This is a genomic window from Pseudomonas sp. S32, assembly GCF_016648095.1.
Classification (GTDB): domain Bacteria; phylum Pseudomonadota; class Gammaproteobacteria; order Pseudomonadales; family Pseudomonadaceae; genus Aquipseudomonas; species Aquipseudomonas parafulva.
On record NZ_JACVVF010000037.1, the window covers coordinates 26,323 to 45,708 of the forward strand.

Here is a 19,386-nt window from a genome sequence, read left to right on the forward strand (position 1 = left end):
GAACATGCGCCAAGCGCAAACCCTGCACTTCTCTACCCATGATGGCGTCGAGCTGCACTACCGCCACTGGCCTGCAACCCGCAACGAGTACCAGCCGCGCCGGGCGGTGGTGATGTTCCACCGCGGCCACGAACACGGCGGCCGCATGGCCCACCTGGCTGATGAGCTGGACATGCCGGGCTATGACTTCTTCGCCTGGGATGCCCGGGGCCATGGGCTTTCCCCAGGTGCACGGGGTGACAGCCCGGGCTTTGCCACCAGCGTGCGCGACGTACAGACGTTCATCGAGCACATTCAGGCCAGCCACGGTATCGCCGAGCAGGAACTTGTGGTGGTGGCACAAAGCGTCGGCGCTGTGCTGATCGCCACCTGGGCGCATGATTACGCGCCGAAGGTGCGCTGCCTGGTGCTGGCCTCACCGGCTTTCAAGGTCAAGCTGTACGTGCCCTTCGCCCGCCCTGGCCTGAAATTGCTCAAGGCTGTGCGCGGCAACTTTTTCGTCAACAGTTACGTCAAGCCAGGGTTGCTTACCCATGACCCGGAACGGGTGATGTCGTATACCGCCGACCCCCTCATCAGCCGGCCGATCTCGGTGACCATGCTGTTGGGGCTGTACGACGCTGCCGACCGTGTAGTTGCCGATGCGCAGGCGATACAGGTGCCAACGCAACTGCTGGTGTCCGGTGCCGACCTGGTGGTTGAGCGCCAGCCGCAGGAGCGCTTCTTCCACAACCTGGGCAGCACCCGCAAGGAAATGCACGTTCTGCCCGGGTTCTTCCACGACACCTTGGGCGAACGCGACCGGGCACATGCCTTGCGCCGCATCGAGCGCTTCGTGGAGCACTGTTTCGCCAGCCCCTGCGCGCTGCCATCGCTGCTGGATGCGGACAAGACCGGCGCCACCTGCGCCGAGGCCGAAAGCCTGGCCGCACCGCTGCCGCGCAACTCCCCGCGTGACCTGTACTGGCGCGCTACCCGGGCGGGGCTGCGGTTTGGCAGCGGGCTGTCGGAAGGCGTGAAGCTGGGCTTCGACACCGGGTTCGACTCTGGCAGCACCCTGGATTACGTGTACCGCAACAAGCCTTCCGGCAAAGGCTGGCTGGGTGCCCAAATAGACAAGAACTACCTCGATGCCATTGGCTGGCGCGGTATTCGCCAGCGCAAGCTGCACGTCGAAGAGCTGCTACGCCAGGCCATCAGCTGCTTGCATCAGGCTCAGCGCCCGGTGCACATCTTCGATATCGCAGCTGGCCACGGCCGCTACATTCTGGAAGCGCTGCAGCAGTTGGAGCAATTGCCAGACTCGATCCTGCTGCGTGATTACAGCCCCCTTAACGTGGAGCAAGGTTCGGCGTTGATCCAGGAGAAGGGGCTGGCCGACATTGCCCGCTTCGTTCAGGGCGATGCGTTTGATCGCCAGAGCCTGGCCTCGCTTGAACAACCGCCAACCCTGGCTGTGGTTTCCGGCTTGTATGAGCTGTTCGCCAGCAACCAGCTGGTGGGCAACTCACTCGCCGGGCTGGCCGATGCGATGGAAGATGGCAGCTACCTGGTCTACACCGGCCAGCCGTGGCACCCACAGCTGGAGATGATCGCCCGCGCCCTCACCAGCCACCGCGAAGGCCAGGCCTGGGTAATGCGCCGTCGCAGCCAGGCCGAAATGGACCAGTTGGTGGAGGCGGCAGGCTTCCGCAAGCTCACCCAGCGTATCGATGAGTGGGGTATTTTCAGCGTCAGCCTGGCACAGCGGGTACGTTGAATGAACCCCACGCGCGAAGCCGGCCTGATACGCCGAGGGGTGTGCTGGCTGCTGTTGCTGGGGCCGCTGTTTTTCCTGAGCTATGGGCTGGCCAACAACTACGCCGCAGGGCGCAGCGATGTGGGCAGCCTGGTGTTCGGCTGGGAAACCCGCATGCCACTGTGGCCGTGGACGATCATCCCGTACTGGTCTATCGACCTGCTGTATGGCTTGTCGTTCCTGCTGCCGCGCACCCGGCAGGAGATGGACCGACATGCCCTGGCGCTACTGTCGGCGCAATTGATCTGCGTGGCCTGCTTCATCCTGTGGCCGCTGCGCTTTACCTTCGAGCGGCCAGCACTGGACGGGCTGTTTGGCGGGCTGTTCGACCTGCTGATGGGTTTTGACAAACCTTTCAACCAGGCGCCCTCGCTGCATATTGCCCTGTTGGTGATCATCTGGACGATGTTCGCCCGCCACGTGCACCGCCAGCCCTGGCGCTGGCTGGTACACGGCTGGATGGGGCTGATTGGCCTTTCGGTGCTGACCACCTGGCAGCATCACTTCATTGACCTGCCGACCGGCGCACTTGCAGGGCTGGTGTGCCTCTGGCTGTGGCCCAAGGCAGGGCGGCTGCCTTGGCAAGGTGCGCAGTTAGCACGGGATACCAAGCGCTGGCGCATCGCCTCGTACTACCTGGCAGGGGCACTGATGTGCACCCTGGCGGCTGCCACTCTGCGCGGCGGCTGGCTGTGGCTGCTCTGGCCCTGCGTGTCATTGCTGCTGGTGGCACTGAACTATGCCGTGCTCGGGGCTGGCGGTTTTCAGAAAAATGCTGACGGGCACCTATCGGTGGCGGCTACCTGGCTATTAGGCCCCTACCTGCTCGGCGCCTGGCTCAACGCCCGAGTGTGGACGTGGCGCCACCCGCAGCCAAACGAAGTGTGCGACGGCGTTTACCTGGGGCGGATCCCGGCACGCACGCTGCCCTTTGCGGCCGTGGTCGACCTGTGCGCCGAATTGCCGTTTCTGGCCAAACCCAGCCCCACGGCAACCGGTGCACCCGAATACTACGAGCACTTCCCGGCGCTTGATCTGATCCCGCCGCCTGCGCAACTGCTGCGCCAGGCCGCCGCCCGTATCGAGCAGTTGCACAGCCAGGGCCCATTACTGGTTTGCTGCGCCTTGGGCTACTCCCGCAGTGCCTGCGCCGTGGCAGCCTGGCTGATAGTGAGCGGGCGCTGCGCCGACGCCCACCAGGCCGAAGCGCTGGTCCGCAAGGCGCGCCCGGGCATCAGGCTGCATGCAGCACACCAACGGGTGCTGCAGCACCTGAGGAGGCCATCATGAGCCTCTGGGTCGTTGCCACCCTGCTACAGCGTGGTAGCCAACTGGAGCGTTTCTCCGACGGCCTTACCCTGCTGGCGCTTGCCTATGGTATGGCGCCCATGCTCGGTGTCACGGTGCACCCGCTCGCCACCCTGGCCTGCGCCGTATTGACCGCCCTGGGTGTGCTGCACAAGTACTGGGCGATTCGCGTCGGGCTGGATGCTGCATTGTTCGCCCACCTCGCCAACAGTCACGACCTGGCAGCGGATACCCTGGCGCTGGACCGGGCGCTCATCGAGCTTTCGCTCAAACCGCAGGCGCCTGACCACCGCAACTGGCCCGAACGCAGCAAGGCCGCCCTGGCCCTGCTACGTCGACAGGGCGTGTGCCTGGCGCTGCAAATCATGGTGGCCCTGGCCACCTTGCTGATACTGCCTTTCAACGGATGATGATCAACCCATGCTCGCCAACCTTACCGCCTACGTCATCACCTCTGCCGCACGCCTGATAACCGGCGCTCGCGCCCTGTGGCTGGGCTGCACACCGGAGCCCGTTCAGCGCCTGTACTTTGCCAACCACAGCAGCCACGGCGACTTCGTGCTGCTCTGGGCTTCGTTGCCACAGGCGTTGCGCAACCGTGCACGCCCGGTGGCAGGCGCGGATTACTGGGCCAAGCCCGGCATCCGCGACTTCCTGATCCGGCAGGTATTCAATGGCGTATTGATCAACCGCCAGCGTGACGAAGGCGGTGGCAACCCGCTGCAACCGGTACTGGACGCGGTGGCCCAGGGCGACTCGCTGATCTTTTTCCCCGAGGGTACCCGCAACCTGGGCGACGAGCCCTTGATGCCGTTCAGAAGCGGGCTTTACCACCTGGCAGCCGCCCACCCGCAGGTCGAACTGGTACCCGTCTGGATTGCCAACCTCAACCGGGTGATGCCCAAAGGCCGGGCTTTGCCGCTGCCGTTGCTGTGCACGCTGAGTTTCGGTGAACCCATGCACCTGCAGGCCGGTGAGACCAAGCAGGCGTTTCTCGATCGGGCCAGCCAGGCCCTGCTCAACCTTGCACCCAAGGATGCCTGACATGCACGACAATACCCTCTCGTTGTTCGCCGGCATTGGCGCCCTGCTGCTGCTCGCCAGCGTGATCGGCCGCTTGCTGAAATGGCGGGCAGGCCCCGGCCCCCATGCGGTCATCGATAACCTCAACGCCCGTATCAACGCCTGGTGGGTGATGGTGCTGGTGATCGGCATCGCCTTTTTGTTCGGCAAGTACGGGGTGATCGTGCTGTTCTACGGGGTGTCGTTCTATGCACTGCGCGAATTCATGACCCTCACCCCCACCCGGCGCAGTGACTACCCGGCACTGGTAGCGGCATTTTATGTGGCGCTGCCGGTGCAGTACGTGCTGATTGCCATGGACTGGTACGGCATGTTCAGCATCTTCATCCCCGTTTACCTGTTCCTGCTGCTGCCGATCCTGGCCAGCTTCGGCGGCGACACCACGCGCTTTCTGGAGCGGGCTTCAAAGGTACAGTGGGGGCTGATGATCGCGGTGTACTGCGTGTCCTCGGTACCCGCGCTGATGACCCTCGATATCCCCGGCTACGAAGGCCGCAACCTGTTGCTGATCGCCTGGCTGATCCTGGTGGTGCAGATCAGCGACGTGCTGCAGTACGTGTGCGGCAAACTGTTCGGCAAACACAAGGTCGCGCCCAACCTGTCACCGTCCAAGACGGTGGAAGGCCTGGCCGGTGGTGTGGCACTGGCGACGCTGATCGGCGCCTTGCTGTGCTGGATTACCCCGTTCAACTTCTGGCAGGCGGCGCTGATGGCCCTGGCCGTGAACGCCATGGGCTTCTTCGGCGGGCTGGTCATGTCGGCCATCAAGCGCGACCGTGGCGTGAAGGACTGGGGGCACATGATCGAAGGCCACGGCGGCATGCTCGACCGCATGGACTCGGTGTGCTTTGCCGCGCCGGTGTTCTTTCACTTTGTGCGGTATTGGTGGGCATAAGCCGCGCCACCGTCGATGGTCAGGTTCACGATGCAAGTTCACGCATGGCGGCAGAAGCGAGGAAGCCTGAACGGGAAGCGTAGCGATGATCGTGCCTGACTTTTTCATCGATACGTTGAAGCAGGTGCTCCGGCAGCGTCGCATTGAAACGGACCGCCCTGCCCAAGTAAGGCGTCACATCAAAATCCACAACGGCCCATACTCCACCTTGGTAGTCAGGGTTGGCCACATGTACATCAATTTCCTGCGGCTGCGGTAATGGCTCGTTGTCGGCGACAAGCCCTTCGAAATGAAGCGCCAGCGCTTCCTGTACAGCTTCAAGCGCTTTGGCGACAGTTGGACCGGCGGAGAAGCAACCGGCTACATCCGGCACAACTACCCCATACTCCGACTCGGGGTCTTTGTGCAATACGACGGGAAACTTCATTGATTGTCTCCATTAGCGTGGCTCGACACACCTGGAGTAGGTGTAAGGCCAGATTGTTTCAGAATGCTATGCACGGTTCCTTTTGGTAGCTCCGCTTTGGGATGCGGGACAGTGACACGGCCTTTCTTCACAGGATGCCGAAACTGTTGATGACTCCCCTTCACTTCCACCAGATACCACCCGTCAGCCTCAATGAGTTTGATGACTTCTCGACTGCGCATTCTCGCTCCCATCGACAGCTAATGTGTATTATACACACTAAAAACGATGTGAATTTCACAGCATTCCCAGCGTTAGTACCATCAGATGGGGCCTCCCGCTTTATAGGACGTATCGCCTGAGTCAGTAAGAAACCGCTTTATGCTCCACCGGCACGGCATAGCGCGTCCAGGCACCTCGACGTCGAGTTCAGGCAACTCCGCGCTGGCCATACACCCTATGGTGACGGGTCATCCAACCAGTCACCAGGAGTTGTGCCATGTCCGATTTCATCACCGTGTTGCGTGAAACCTGCCCCACGCCGGTCGTGGACGCCACCAAGTGGAAACGTATCGGCGGCGAGCCGCACACCGTGAACCTCAATGCCTACCTGTCGGCCGACGGCAGCAAGATCATGGGCACCTGGATCTGCACCCCGGGCAAGTTCGAGGTCAACTACGACAAGTGGGAGTACTGCCACTTCCTCGATGGCTACTGCATCATCACCCCGGAAGGTGAAGCGCCCAAGCACCTCAAGGCTGGTGATGTGTTCGTGATCGAACCCGGCATGAAAGGCACGTGGGAAGTGGTCGAAACCGTACGCAAGTACTTCGTCTTCGCGTGACAGGCAGCCGCTTGGGCTACCCCCTGCGATAGGGCCGGAATAAAAAAACGGGGCCCGCACGCCCTTCCCTCTGGTGCGCAGTTACAGAGGGAGGGGCGCCAGGCCCACAGTAAACTCCACTGCTTGCATCAAGCCTTCTTGCGGTACCCCTCGACGATGGCAGAGAAATCTTTGCCACCTTCCCCGCGCAAGCTCATGGCCTGGTACAACTGTTGGGCGACGGCGCCAAGAATCACCGGCTGATGCGCCTGCCGCGCAGCTTCCGTGGCCAGCCCCAGGTCCTTGAGCATCAGCTCGGCACCGAAGCCGCCGGTGTAGCCGCGTGCCGCGGGTGCAGTCTCGATGACGCCTGGCCAGGGGTTATAGGTGTCCGAACTCCAGCACCGGCCTGTAGAACTGTTGATGATCCCCGCCAGCACCTGGGTATCGATGCCCAGCGCGTTGCCCAGGGCCATGGCCTCGGAAACACCGATCATCGAAATACCCAGCAGCAGGTTGTTGCAGATCTTGGCGATCTGCCCGGTACCTACATCGCCGCAATGCACGATGTTACGGCCCATGTGCTCCAGCACCGGCTTGAGGGTGGCAAACAGTTCAGCACTGGCGCCGACCATGAAGGTCAAGGTGCCCGCCGCCGCGCCCCCGGTGCCACCAGAGACGGGTGCATCCCCCATGTCGACACCTTTGGCCGCAGCAGCCTTGCACACCTCGCGCGCCGTTTGTGGGTCGATGGTGCTGCAGTCAAGCGTAGGGGTGCCTGGGCGGATACCGGCCAGCACGCCGTCCTCGTTCAGGTACACGCTGCGCACATGGGCAGCGGCCGGCAGCATGGTGATGACCAGCTCGGCGGCAGCCGCTGCCTCCTTGGGCGAGGCGCTGATGTGCCCACCCAGTGCGGCAAGTTCTGCCAACACATCCTTGTTCAGGTCGAACAGTTCAAGCGCGTGCCCGGCCTTGATCAGGTTGCGGGCCATGGGTGCCCCCATGTTGCCCAAGCCGATGAATGCAATACGCATGCGGTACTCCTTAGCGCAGGCTGATGGTGGTGTTCACACCGTCATTGACACTGTCGTCATCGAACCAGCGCGCGGTGACGGTCTTGGTCTGAGTGTAGAACTGCACGACCTGCTTGCCGTACGGGCCGAGGTCACCCAGCTTGGAGCCCCGCGAGCCGGTAAAGCTGAAGAAAGGCACAGGCACCGGAATGGGAATGTTGATGCCGACCTGGCCGACATCGATCTCGCTCTGGAACTTGCGCGCAGCCGCGCCGCTTTGGGTGAACAGGCCGGTGCCATTACCGAAGGGGTTGGCATTGACCAGGGCGATGGCTTCGTCGAGGGTATCCACCTCGAGGGTCACCAGCACCGGGCCGAAGATCTCCTGGGTGTACACCTGCATGTCGGTGGTGACACCGGAGAACAGGGTGGGGCCGACGAAGTTGCCCTGCTCGTAACCGGGCACCTTCACATCGCGGCCATCGAGCTCCAGTTTAGCCCCCTCGCGGATGCCACTTTCGATCAGGCCAAGCACACGCTCCTTGGCGCGCCTGGAAACCACAGGGCCGACGTCGGTGCCAGGCTCGCTGCCGGCGTTCACCTTCAGCTTGCTGGCAGCCGCCTTGATGTCCGGCAGCCACTCCCGGGCCTTGCCCACCAACACCGCCACCGACGTGGCCATGCAACGCTGCCCGGCTGCCCCAAATGCGGCGCCGACCAAGGCATTGACGGTTTGCGTGCGGTTGGCGTCAGGCAGCACTACCGCATGGTTCTTCGCCCCCATCATCGACTGCACGCGCTTGCCGTGCTGGCTGGCCAGGTTGTACACGTGGGTACCCACCTCGGTTGAGCCCACGAACGAAATCGCCTTGATGTCCTTATGCGTGCAGATGGCGTCCACCACCTGCTTGCCGCCATGCACCACGTTGAGCACGCCAGGCGGCACACCGGCTTCCAGCGCCAGTTCCACCAGCAACAGGGTGGAAAGCGGGTCCTGCTCGGAAGGCTTGAGCACGAAGGTATTGCCGCACACGATGGCCATGGGGAACATCCACAGGGGGATCATGGCGGGGAAGTTGAACGGGGTGATACCCGCACACACGCCGATCGGCTGGCGCAGCGTGTACGTGTCCACGCCGCCGGCCACGTTCTCGGCAAACTCGCCCATCTGCAGCGTACCGATGGACGCCGCGTGTTCCACCACCTCCAGCCCGCGGAAAATATCGCCCTCGGCATCGGCGAGGGTTTTGCCCTGTTCAGCGCTGAGCACCTGGGCGATGCGTTTGCTGTGCTCGCGGATCAGCGCCTGCAGTTTGAGCATGATGCGCATGCGCGCACCAATCGGGGTATCACGCCAGCTCACGAAGGCGCGCTGGGCTGCCGCCACCGCAGCATCGACCTCCTGCACCGTGGCGAACGGCACACGTGCCAGCACTTGCTGGGTGGCCGGGTTGACGACGTTACGCCACTCCCCGGTGCTGGACGCCACCCATTGCCCGTCGATCAGCAGCTTTACCTGCTCGACTTTGGCCTGGTCGGGGGATTGCGGTGCATTCATCTGCGTTCTCCTTGGAATTATTGTCAGGACGAGATCGCCAGCGCCGGGCAAACGCGGGGTGGCGTTGAAAGGCATGTTTCGAGTATAGATGTGCAAACATCCAACAAGAACGCACAAAAAAACCGGATCATCATGCAAAAAGACCTCACATCCCTCAGCGCATTGAACTGGGACGACCTGAAGTTCTTTCTTGAAGTCGCCCGAACCCGCAAAGCCAGCAGCGCCGCCAAACGCCTGGGTGTGGACTACACCACGGTGTCCCGGCGCATCAGTTCACTGGAGGGAGCGCTGGGCACCTTGCTGTTCGAGAAGTCGCGTACCACAGGCTTCGTACTGACCGCGGAGGGCCAGCGCCTGCTGAGCTATGCAGAGACCATCGAAAGCACGCTGCACATGGCGTGCGAGCAGGTATCGGGGTCGGGTGTGGCGCTGTCCGGCCATGTGCGGATGGGCTGTACGGAAGGCTTCGGCAGCTTCTTCATCACCCCCCAGCTCAGCCATTTCGTTGAGGCCTACCCGGCAATCTCCGTGGACATCCTGCCGCTTCCGCACTTCATCAGCCTGTCCAAACGCGAGGCGGATATCGTCATCGCCCTGGAGCGGCCGGAGCACGGGCCCTATGTATGCTGCAAGCTTTGCGACTACCGTTTGCGGCTGTACGCCACCCAGCCCTACCTCGACAGCCACGCGCCGATAAGGCAGGTAGCGGACCTGGCGGGGCACCCGTTCATCAGCTACGTCGATGACCTGGCGTTCAGCTCGGAGCTGCTGTACCTGGCCAACCTGATCCCAAGCGCCACTGCGCACCTGCGCAGCACCAGCGTGATCGCCCAGTACACGGCGGCCCTGCAGGGCCGTGGCCTGGCGATTCTGCCGTGTTTTCTGGCCGCACAAGACCCAAGGCTGGTGACGGTGTTGCCGGAGGAGGTAGAGGTGACGCGGCAATTCTGGATGTACTGCCGGGAGGACTTGCGCAAGTTGAAGCGGATTACCCTGCTGTGGGATTACATCCGTGAAGTCACAGAGCTGAACCGTTTAATGTTGATGGGGGAGACGCGCACTTGTCAGTTTCTGGAGTGAGCGGGTGGCACCGCTGGGCGTTGGTGCGGCTGCGTTGCAGCCCATCGCCGACGATTGCCTGCACCTTTGTCTGGCCCTATACCTCTTCCAGCATCAACCCGGAAATCCGCCGCACCTTACGCGCCACCGCCTCTTCAAAGATCCCCTGACGTGGCTCGACCAGGGTGAAGCAGTGCTTGGCCCGGGTGATGCCGGTGTACACCAGTTCTTTGGTCAGTACCGGGTTCAGTGCATCGGGTAGCACCAGGGCGGTATGGCCAAACTCCGAACCCTGGGATTTGTGCACGGTCATGGCGAACACGGTTTCCACTTCGTTCAGCCGGCTGGGCAGCACGAAGCGCACGCCCCCGCTGCCATCGTTACGCGGGAACGCCACACGCAGCAGGGGCATACCTTGCTCGTCCGGCAGGCGCAGGGCGATGCCGATGTCACCGTTCATCAGGCCCAGGCCGTAGTCGTTGCGGGTCACCAGCACCGGGCGGCCTTCGTACCAAGGCTGCTGGGTGTCGATCAGGCCGGCAGTGTGCAGCACCCGCGCCACACGCTCGTTGAGACCCTCGACACCCCAGGCACCCCGGCGCACGGCGCACAGCAGCTGGAAGTCTTCGAAGCTGTGCAGTACCCGGGCGGCCCAGTGCTCCCAGGCCGGGTCATCGAATGCGGTGCCCAGGGCCGGCCGATAGCGGCCTAGGGTGCGCAGGTAGCTTCGATAGCCCTGGGGGCCGTCGATGCCCAGGTTGAGGCCATCGAGCAGCAGCCGGTCGAGGGCGCGGTCGTGCTCCTGTTTCAAGGCCAGGCTGTGAACATCGGCCGGGGGCTTGGCCAGCAGGTTGCGTGCACCGTCGCTGTCCTGGTGGTTGACCAACCGTGCCAGCTGGCCAATACCGCTACCCTCGCCGAAACGCCGGGAAAACCGCAGCATTACCACCTGCTGTGCCAGTGGGTGACGGTGGGCATCACCGCTTGTGAGGCCGCTGCCTGCCAGCGACTGGCCGCCAATGCCTTCGAGCCATGCCTGGGTGGCCGGGGAATAGCAGCCCTGCTCTGCATCCCGGCACAGGTCACCGAGCACCGCGCCCGCCTCTACCGACGCCAGCTGGTCCTTGTCCCCCAGCAGCACCAGCCGTGCCTTGGGCGGCAGGGCATCGAGCAAGTTGGCCATCATCTCCAGGTCGATCATGGACGCCTCATCGACCACCAGCACGTCCAGCGGCAACGGGTTGCCGGCATGGTGGCGGAAGTGCCGCGACCCAGGGCGGCTGCCCAGCAGGCGGTGGACGGTGCTGACCTCGGTGGGGATATGCCCACGCACCTCATCACTCACCTGCAGGCGCTCGACCTGCTGGCCAATGGACTCGGTAAGCCGCGCAGCAGCCTTGCCGGTGGGGGCGGCCAGGCGGATGCGCAGCGGCCTGCCCTGCTCCACCGCCGGCGCCTGCAGCAAGGCCAGCAGGCGCACCACCGTGGTGGTCTTGCCGGTGCCGGGCCCCCCGGTGATGATGCTGAAGCCGGCCCGCGTGGCCAGGGCACAGGCCAGCTTCTGCCAGTCCACCTGCCCGGGTGACTCACCCGTCTCGAACAACTGGGCGAGGCGAGCGGGCAAGTCGGCGGGCAAGGCGTCTGCCTGGGTCAGCCGCAGGCGCAGGTTGTGATCGATCCGCCGTTCGTAGCTCCAGTAACGGCGCAAGTACAGGCGCTCGCCGCTGAGCACCAGTGGCCGGGTGTGCTGGCCGGGCGCATTGCCGGCCGCAACCAGCGGGCTTGCGGCGATGCGCTGGCGCCAAGCGTGCAGGTCGAGGTTGGCCAACAACTGCGAAGGCAACAGCAACGGCCCGATCAGGGCATCGCCCTCGGGTGGCAACGACAGCGCGAAGTCTGGCTCGGCGAGGGTCTGCTGCAGGTCCAGGCAGACATGCCCGTGGCCCAGCTGGTGGCTGGCCAGGGCAGCGGCCAGCAATAGCAGTGGGTCGCTGCCCGGCGCGCGCTCCTCGAGAAATGACACGAACGCGCGGTCCAGGGCACGCAGCCAGCCGCGCTCCACCCAACGGTCGAGCAGTTGCAACAGGTCATTGCTGTTGCGCTGGGGCGCCAGTGCAAGCAAGTGCTCGGCCTGCAGCGGCGTGGGTAACAGGTCCATCAAGGTGCGGCTCATGGCTCGACTCCGGCAAACAGGTCCTGCTGCACGGGCGGATGCTCGCCCCGGAACAGCGCATCAAGGCCTTCGATAAGCGCACGCGGGGGCCGGGTGTGGTACACGCCATGCCCGCTGCTGCTGGCCCCGCGCAGGAAAATGAACAGCGCACCGCCCACGTGGCGGTCGTAGTCGTAATCCGCCAGCCGAGCCCGCAGTTGGCGGTGCAAAGCCAGCAGGTAGAGGACGTACTGGAGGTCGTAGCGGTGTTCGAGGATGGCGCGCTGCATGGCCGCGTGGTCATAGGCCTGGATATCCGGGCCCAGCCAGTTGGACTTGTAATCGGTGACGTAGTAGCGCCCGTCCAGCTCGAACGCCAGGTCGATGAAACCCTTGAACATCCCGTTGAGCAGCGTGGGTTGAGCCGCCGGGCGCGGCTGCCCAGGGTGAGTATGGTGTGCTACCAGGCGGTCGAGCTGCTGCGCATCGACCTGATGGCTGGCGAACCAGAACTCCATTTCTACCTGGTAGCGGCTCAGTTGCCCCAGGGTCAGGCTGAGGCCGCCTGCTGCCAGCGGCAAAGGTTCGGTCAGCAGGCGGGCCAGCCATTCGGTCAATGTGGGTATGAACCCTTCCCAGCCACGGCGATTGCAGCGTTGCCCGACCGTACGTTCGATCAGGCTAGCGTCGCTGGCCACCTTGTCGAAGCCTTCACGGCCCGCCCATTCCAGCAGCCCGTGCAGGAAGGTACCCGGGTTCGGACCGCGGGGGAAACGGTGGATATCGCCACTGCCTGCCGCCACTTCGCGCAGGGCCGTGGCATCAACCCATTCATCATCCAGCAGTTGTTGGGCCTGGGAACTGTCGGCGCCCAACGCCTGGTCACCTATGCGCAAGGCGCTGTAGGAGGCGATCCACCAGTGCTCGGCTGCCGAGCGCCGCGGGGTGCGCGCCGCCACCAGCTCACGCTGGGCGTGGGGCATGCGGTAATGCTGAGCTTCAGCCGTTGGCAGGCCTGGGCAGGTGATGTGCGGGCTGGTGTCTGCCAGTGTTTGCAGCCATACCGTCAATTGCTGGGAATCAGCCAGTTCAGCGCCCCCGCCCAACAGGTAACCCAAGGCCGACCGGTGCAGCTGTGAGCGCTTGTGGTTACCACGCTTGAGGTCGGCGACACCCAGCCAGCAGGCATGCTGGGCGCGAGTCAGGGCGACGTACAGCAACCGCAGGTCCTCGGCCAGGCGCTCGTCGTCGGCGCGTTCGATCTGCTGCGCGTCGGGGGTCAGGGTGAGGTGGGCATTGCCTTGGCCGTCATGCCAGGCCAGCGGCAGGCGGCTACCGTCCACCGGCTTGCTGGTGCAGATGAACGGCAGGTAGACCAGGGGATATTCCAGCCCCTTGGACTTGTGAATGGTCACCACCTTGACCAGTTGCTCATCACTCTCCAGGCGCAGAATCTGCTCATCGCCCGCCTGGCCGGCATTGGCCAGTTGCTCGGCCAGGTGACGGACCAACGCTTGCTCGCCGTCCAGCTCACCGGCTGCCTGTTGCAGCAGCTCGGCCAGGTGCAGCAAATTGGTGAGCACCCGCTCGCCGTCAGTGCGGCGGATGAGCGTGCGCGGCAGCTCGAAGTCGTGCAGCAGGTGCCGCAGCATGGGCAACACGCCCTGGCGCTGCCAGGTTTCACGGTAAGCGCGAAAGCGCATGACCCAGTCTTCCCAAACCCGCTCATCTTGGTTGAGGCGGTCCAGCGCGGTGAGCGACAGGCCGAGGGTGACGCTGGCCAGGGCCGCCTTGAGCAAGCGCTCCGAATCTGGCTCTGCACAGGCTTTCAGCCAGGCCAGCAAGTCATGTGCCTCCTGTGCGCTGAACACCGAGTCCTTGTCGGACAGGTAGACGCTGCGCACACCTCGTGCAGCGAGCTCTGCACGCACCAGCTGCGCCTCATGCCCATCACGCACGAGGATGGCGATGTCTGACGGCAGGCAGGGACGCAGCTCGCCCTGTGCGTTCTGGAAGCCTGCCATACCCTGCTGGCCGCCGTTGAGCAGCGAGACGATATGGCTGGCACAACTGGCTGCCATCTCCTTGCGGTACAGGCTCCCGGAAACGGGTGCATCACTTGCCAGTTGCCAGCACTGCAAGGCGGCACACGGCTGCCCGTCGAGCATCAGTTGCTCGCTGCGGCCCTTGGCGCGCACGGCAATGAAGGGCAACGGGTTGTCCTCGGCTTCACGGAACAGAAACGCGCCCCGCCCTGCCGCGCGGGTTTCGGCCTGCAGAAACACCTGGTTCACCGCCGCGACCATGGCCTTGCTGGAGCGGTAGTTGGTGTCCAGGCTGTGCAAGCGCCCGTGGGTGGCGCGCCGTGCAGCCAGATAAGTGTAGATATCGGCGCCGCGGAAGGCATAGATGGCCTGCTTGGGGTCGCCGATCATGAACAGGCCAGTTTCGGCGCGGTTTTCACCGATCTGGTAGATGCGTTCGAAAATGCCGTATTGCACGGGGTCGGTATCTTGGAACTCGTCGATGAGCGCCACCGGGAACTGCTCGCGCACCAGGCTGGCCAGGCGTTCCCCGGCATCACCGTTCAAGGCGTGCTGCAAGCGCAGCAGCATGTCGTCGAAGCCCATCTCGGCGCGGCGGCGTTTCTCCACCTCGAACCCGGCAGCCACCCAACCCGCCGCGTGCTCAAGCAACGCGGCGTCGGGGGTGGCCAAGGCCTGCAGGTTCTGCTGCAGGGTTTGCATGGCGTCCAGCGCCGGGTGCGTGGGTGGCTCGCCGACCTTCCAGGCCTCGGCCATGCCCGCAGGCGTCAGGCGGGTGAAGCCGGTCCCCAGGTCCAGCTCAACGCACTGCGGGTCGGCGGCCCAAAGGGCGAGTTTGTCGAACCAGGGTTCGAAATAGCGGGCCTGCATCTTGCGCCCATCCACCTGCTTGGCTGCCAGGGCATCACGGCAAACCTGCCGCAGCTCTTCGGCCCAGGCTGCCCACGGCGCTTTCAGCTGGGCCAGTTGGCCGTCGCGTTCACGCAGCGCGGCGTCGATCAGGGCCTCAGGGTCAGGCCCTGACGGTTCGGTGCGCACCCGCCCGAACAGGGGCCGGATGCGGGGCAGCAAGGCATCAGGGCTGCCCCAATGGCTGCGCACCCAGGCCAGTGCCTGGTTTTGCATGCCGTAGCAGAAACGCCGCCAGTAGTCGCGCATGACCTGGCCCAGCAGCTCGCTGTGGTCGGTTTCCAGGGTCTGAGTGAACAGGCTACCACTGTCAAAAGCATGTTCACGCAGCATGCGCTGGCACCAGCCGTGAATGGTCGAGACAGCGGCCTCGTCCATCCATTGCACGGCGATTTCCAGGCGCCCGGCGCAACGGGGCCAGGCGTCCTGCGGGTAGTCATCACGCAGTTGCACCAACAGCGGGTCGGCTGCTTCCAGTTCACCCCGGAAAAACCGCGCTGCCTCCGCCAGGCGCGTACGAATACGCTCGCGCAGTTCTTTGGTAGCGGCGTCGGTGAAGGTCACCACCAGGATCTGAGGTGGCAGCAGTTCGCGGGCAAAGCCGTGCTCGCCACCGTGGCCAAGGATCAGGCGCAGGTACAGCGCGGAGATGGTGAAGGTCTTGCCGGTGCCGGCGCTGGCCTCGATCAGTTGGCTGCCGTGCAGGGGGAAGGTCAAGGCCAGTGGGCGGTCCTGGGTCATGCGGCTGTCTCCGGGTTGCCCAGGGTCTGCCAGGGGGCATCGAACAGGGGGCGATACAAGGTTTCACACCAGCCTTCGAAGGTTTCGTCAGCGGTAAGCGCGGCAAAATCGCGGAACTGCCGGGCCAGGGCGACGCTCTCGTCACGCTCGCCACCGCTGTTGCGCTCATCGCCTTCATAGGCGCGGGCTGCCGCCGCCAGGGCTTTATCGCTGTCATCCTGGCCCAGCCAGGCGAAGGCTGTTTTCGGCGCGACCGGCAACGGCGCGCTCATGCCTGCCTGGCGAGCCACCATCAGCTCGCCGAGCCGTTGCGCGGCCTGTTGCGGGTCAAGCGGGGGCAGTAGCAAGGTCAGGTCACTGGCTACCAGGGCGCTGTGATAGGGATACCCGGCGGCGCACGCCGCCAGGTGGGTGACCCAGGGCGCGATCAGGCGGTGCCACTTGAGGCTGTTTCGCCCGGCGCTGAGGGTGTTGGGCACGGTAGTGATGCTCAACAGGCTCTGGTCGTCAGACTGGAACACCCGGCCAAGCCAGCCTTCCAGGCGGTGCGGCCCCTGCTCGAAATGCACCGGCAAGGCCCCGTCCACCTGCGTCGGCCACCGGGCCAGGAGCTGCTGGTGACGCTGCAGCAGGTTGGGCAGCGGTTCGATCAATTCATCCTGCAACAGCTGGCCAAAGCCTGCCAGCGGCAGCAACCCGCAGGCCTGCAGGCGTCGGGCCTGAGTGTGCAGGGCGTGCTGCGCGTTGGCCGGGTCGGCCAGCGCTGCGCCCAGCAGGCTTTCGCTGGCGGCGTAGCGTTGCAACGCATCGAGCACAAAGGGCTCTTCGTCCGGTGTTGGGGCTTCCAGCGCCTCAAAGTAAACCTTCAGTCGCTGACTGAAGAAGTGCCTGACCGGGTGACGCAGAAAGTCACTCAGTTGGTTCAGGCTGAGCGGTTCATCATCGATGAAAGGCTCCAGCGCTTCGGCCGGGTTGTCCACAGGAGCCTGCTGGTGCAGTACCTGCCACTCGTGGGCATAGCTGAACAGCGGGCTGCCGCGCTCGAAGTAGCGCGGGCTGAATGGCTGCAGCGGGTGTTCCTGGGTCAGGGCATGCAGCAACTGCTCACCTGCGGCCTGCAGGTCGTGCTGCTCGGCGCCAGGCAGGCGCCAACCGGCAGCAATGTGATCACGCAACTGGCCAATGAGCACCGAAGCGGGGCGCTCGCTGTTATCGCGAATGCTGCGCCCGACCCAACTGACATACAGCTGATCCCGCGCCGAAAGCAGTGCCTCAAGCAGCAGGTAGCGGTCGTCCTCGCGCCGGGAGCGATCACCGGGGCGGTAGTCACTGGCCATGAGGTCGAAGTCGAGGGGCTGCTGCGCTCGCGGGTAGTCACCGTCGTTCATGCCCAGCAGGCAGACCACCCTAAACGGAATGGCGCGCATGGGCATGAGGGTACAGAAATTTACCGAGCCGGCCAGAAAGCGCTGGGACAATTTGCCTTCATCCAGCCCAGACAACCAAGCCTCACGCACTACCGTCAACGGCAACGGGTCTTGCAGGCCCACTGTTTCGCACACCTGCAGCCAGGTTTCGCGAAGGTCCTGCAACTGCATCAGCAGAAATTCGTCGCGTTCGTCGTCGGCAACGAAACACACCTGCAACAGGGCATTCAGGCGCTCGCCCCACTGCTCTACGGTAGCCGGCGTGGCCAACGCTTCGCAGGCAACCTCAAGCGCATCGAGCAAGGCGACCAGCGGGCCAATCAATGCCGCGTCCAGGCCACCGATTTCGTCGTAGGGCTCAATGCCGTCGCACGCTTCCCCGATACCCACGGCATAACCCAGCAGCATACGGCGCAGGCCAAAGCGCCAGGAGTTTTGCTCGAGGCCGCCGGGCAAACCAAGGCTGGCCCGCTGTTCAGCATTCAACCCCCAACGAATACCTGCGCCCTCGATCCAGCGGTGCAGGGTGGGCAAGTCTGCTTCGCGGATGCCAAAGCGGGCACGCACTGCCGGCACATCCAGCAGGTCGAGCACTTCACTCACGGCAAAACGGCTCTCCGGCAGCTTCAGCAGGTGCTCCAGAGCGATCAACAGCGGCTCGCGTCCACGCTGGCCTTGGTCGGTCAGGGTGAAGGGGATATGACGGGGGTCTTTGCGGGGCAACTGGCCGAACACCGCGCGGATGTGCGGCGCGTAGGTGTCGATATCCGGCAGCATGACGATCACGTCGCGCGGGCGCAATGTAGCATCGGCGCTGAACCGGGCAAGCAGCTGATCGTGAAGAATTTCCACTTCACGCTGGGGGCTGTGGGCAATGTGGAAGCGCACCGAGGGATCACTGACTGGATCCACCGGGCCCCACAATGCGCGGGATTCAGCGAGCGGGCGCAGTTCCAGGATGTCGTCCTGGAGTTGGTTGAGCACTGTGGCGGGGTTGCCATCACTGAACAGGTCGATGCGGCCGTCGCTGAATACGCCCTGATAGCTGCCGGGGTCGTCGTAGCTGTCGAGCAGGTTGATGTAGTCGCGGCCTTGCTTGCCCCAAGCCGCCAACAGCGGGTGGGCGTGCTGGTGCAGCGACTGATCGTCCAGTTGCAGGGGCATGCCTTGCTTGCGCTGCTGGCGCTTGTACTGGTGTCGCAACAGGTCCTTGTCGGCAACGATGTCAGCCCAATGGTGCCGGCAGGGGTTGTGCACGCATAGCAGTACCTGGCTGAACCGGGCCAGGCCGGCCAACGCCTCCAGCGCCTGGGCGGGTAGCGAGGAAATACCGAACACGATTACCCGTTGTGGCAGCCCGGCAGGTGCCTGCTGCAACTGATCAATGCATTCGATGAAGCGCTGGTGCACACCGGCGCGGCTCTGGGCCATGCCTTGCTGGCCGACGTCTTCCAGTAACGCGCGCCACAGCTCGGCCTGCCAACGGTTGCCCGCCGGCAGTGGCTTGCGCTCGCCGCGGGCGGTGATGACGATGTGGTCGCCAGCAGCCCAGGCCTTGAGCCAGTCGGCTCGGTAAACCTGGTACTGGTCAAACAGGTCTGCCAGGCGCTCAGCCAGCTGATAACGCTTGCGCAGGTCGCTGTCGTCGGTCAGAAAGCGCCGCAGTGGCTCGAAGTGCTGTTGCTCCACCAGCGTGGGCAGCAGGCGCATCAGGCGCCAGGTCAAGGGTGACTTGTCGAGCAGTGAAACCTCGGGGATTTCCTCGCGGCCCAGCACGCTGCGGTACAACTGCCACATGAAGCTGCCGGGAAGCTGCACGTCAATGGCTGCGGCGATACCACAACCGCCCTGGTCGTCTTCAAGCGGGTCTTCTGCCAGGGCCAACTTGAGCCACTGGGCAATGCCATTGCTTTGCACCAGGGCGATTTCATTCTCCAGTGGCGCCAGCGGGTAGCGGCGCATCCAGCTTACGACCAGGCTTCGCAGGTCGTCGAGGCGGTTGCCATGGACGATCATGAAACCGGGGTGCAGGCAGCTGTTGGACATCGGCAGGTCTCTGGCGGGCGCGGGTGACGTGATGGGGAACGATATCACGGGGCTGGGGAGTTTCTAGCCCACAAAGACAAAACCCCTACCTGCATGCGCAGATAGGGGTTTTGCGAAATG

14 protein-coding genes are annotated in these 19,386 nt (G+C 64.1%); 7 read left to right on the forward strand and 7 right to left on the reverse strand.

From position 1 onward, the window contains the following. Positions 1-4 precede the first annotated feature (4 nt). From IAE38_RS18170 to IAE38_RS18190, 5 genes are read left to right on the forward strand one after another with little or no spacing between them, the layout of a single operon-like run. A complete protein-coding gene (locus tag IAE38_RS18170) occupies positions 5-1,759 on the forward strand; it encodes a bifunctional alpha/beta hydrolase/class I SAM-dependent methyltransferase (protein ID WP_201218528.1) in 1,755 nt (584 codons plus the stop codon). Beyond that, positions 1,760-3,088, forward strand: coding sequence for a phosphatase PAP2/dual specificity phosphatase family protein (locus IAE38_RS18175; RefSeq protein WP_201218529.1), 1,329 nt, complete (start codon positions 1,760-1,762; stop codon positions 3,086-3,088). Then, positions 3,085-3,516, forward strand: coding sequence for a hypothetical protein (locus tag IAE38_RS18180; protein ID WP_201218530.1), 432 nt, complete (start codon positions 3,085-3,087; stop codon positions 3,514-3,516). The genes IAE38_RS18175 and IAE38_RS18180 overlap by 4 nt, the downstream gene beginning before the upstream one ends. 10 nt (positions 3,517-3,526) lie before the next feature. After that, positions 3,527-4,150 (forward strand): lysophospholipid acyltransferase family protein, encoded by a 624-nt coding sequence (locus IAE38_RS18185; RefSeq protein ID WP_201164545.1) that lies wholly within the window; start codon positions 3,527-3,529, stop codon positions 4,148-4,150. Between the two features lies 1 nt (position 4,151). Then, the gene (locus IAE38_RS18190; RefSeq protein ID WP_028633346.1) at positions 4,152-5,084 is read left to right on the forward strand and encodes a phosphatidate cytidylyltransferase; all 933 of its coding nucleotides are present in this window, start codon (positions 4,152-4,154) and stop codon (positions 5,082-5,084) included. 25 nt (positions 5,085-5,109) lie between these two features. On the opposite strand, the gene IAE38_RS18195 is transcribed toward IAE38_RS18190, so the two are convergent. Both IAE38_RS18195 and IAE38_RS18200 read right to left on the reverse strand, forming a co-directional pair. After that, a complete protein-coding gene (locus tag IAE38_RS18195; protein ID WP_201218532.1) occupies positions 5,110-5,511 on the reverse strand; it encodes a type II toxin-antitoxin system HicB family antitoxin in 402 nt (133 codons plus the stop codon). Next, positions 5,508-5,732 carry a type II toxin-antitoxin system HicA family toxin gene (locus IAE38_RS18200; protein WP_080667837.1) on the reverse strand — a complete coding sequence of 75 codons (225 nt, stop codon included), beginning with the start codon at positions 5,730-5,732 and terminating at the stop codon, positions 5,508-5,510. Before IAE38_RS18200 ends, IAE38_RS18195 begins: the two co-directional genes overlap by 4 nt. Positions 5,733-5,989: 257 nt before the next feature. On the opposite strand from IAE38_RS18200, the gene IAE38_RS18205 reads away from it, so the two are divergent. Further along, entirely contained in the window at positions 5,990-6,334 is a 345-nt protein-coding gene (locus tag IAE38_RS18205; RefSeq protein WP_028633348.1) for a cupin domain-containing protein, read from the forward strand. A 128-nt stretch (positions 6,335-6,462) separates the two neighbouring features. On the opposite strand, the gene mmsB is transcribed toward IAE38_RS18205, so the two are convergent. Beyond that, positions 6,463-7,350, reverse strand: a complete 888-nt coding sequence (mmsB, locus tag IAE38_RS18210; RefSeq protein WP_028633349.1) for a 3-hydroxyisobutyrate dehydrogenase — start codon at positions 7,348-7,350, stop codon at positions 6,463-6,465. A 10-nt stretch (positions 7,351-7,360) separates the two neighbouring features. After that, entirely contained in the window at positions 7,361-8,887 is a 1,527-nt protein-coding gene (locus IAE38_RS18215) for a CoA-acylating methylmalonate-semialdehyde dehydrogenase (protein WP_201218533.1), read from the reverse strand. A 132-nt stretch (positions 8,888-9,019) separates the two neighbouring features. Between IAE38_RS18215 and IAE38_RS18220 the strand changes: the two genes are divergently transcribed. Next, positions 9,020-9,967 carry a LysR family transcriptional regulator gene (locus IAE38_RS18220; protein ID WP_201218534.1) on the forward strand — a complete coding sequence of 316 codons (948 nt, stop codon included), beginning with the start codon at positions 9,020-9,022 and terminating at the stop codon, positions 9,965-9,967. Between the two features lie 76 nt (positions 9,968-10,043). Here the strand turns inward: IAE38_RS18220 and recD are convergent, their stop codons facing one another. The 3 genes from recD to recC are packed head-to-tail and all read right to left on the reverse strand — an operon-like array spanning position 10,044 to position 19,266. Continuing rightward, on the reverse strand, positions 10,044-12,119 hold the full coding sequence (recD, locus tag IAE38_RS18225) for an exodeoxyribonuclease V subunit alpha (protein WP_201218535.1): 2,076 nt from the start codon (positions 12,117-12,119) through the stop codon (positions 10,044-10,046). Further along, entirely contained in the window at positions 12,116-15,793 is a 3,678-nt protein-coding gene (recB, locus tag IAE38_RS18230) for an exodeoxyribonuclease V subunit beta (protein WP_201218537.1), read from the reverse strand. Before recB ends, recD begins: the two co-directional genes overlap by 4 nt. Further along, positions 15,790-19,266 (reverse strand): exodeoxyribonuclease V subunit gamma, encoded by a 3,477-nt coding sequence (gene recC, locus IAE38_RS18235; protein ID WP_201218538.1) that lies wholly within the window; start codon positions 19,264-19,266, stop codon positions 15,790-15,792. Before recC ends, recB begins: the two co-directional genes overlap by 4 nt. Positions 19,267-19,386 lie beyond the last annotated feature (120 nt).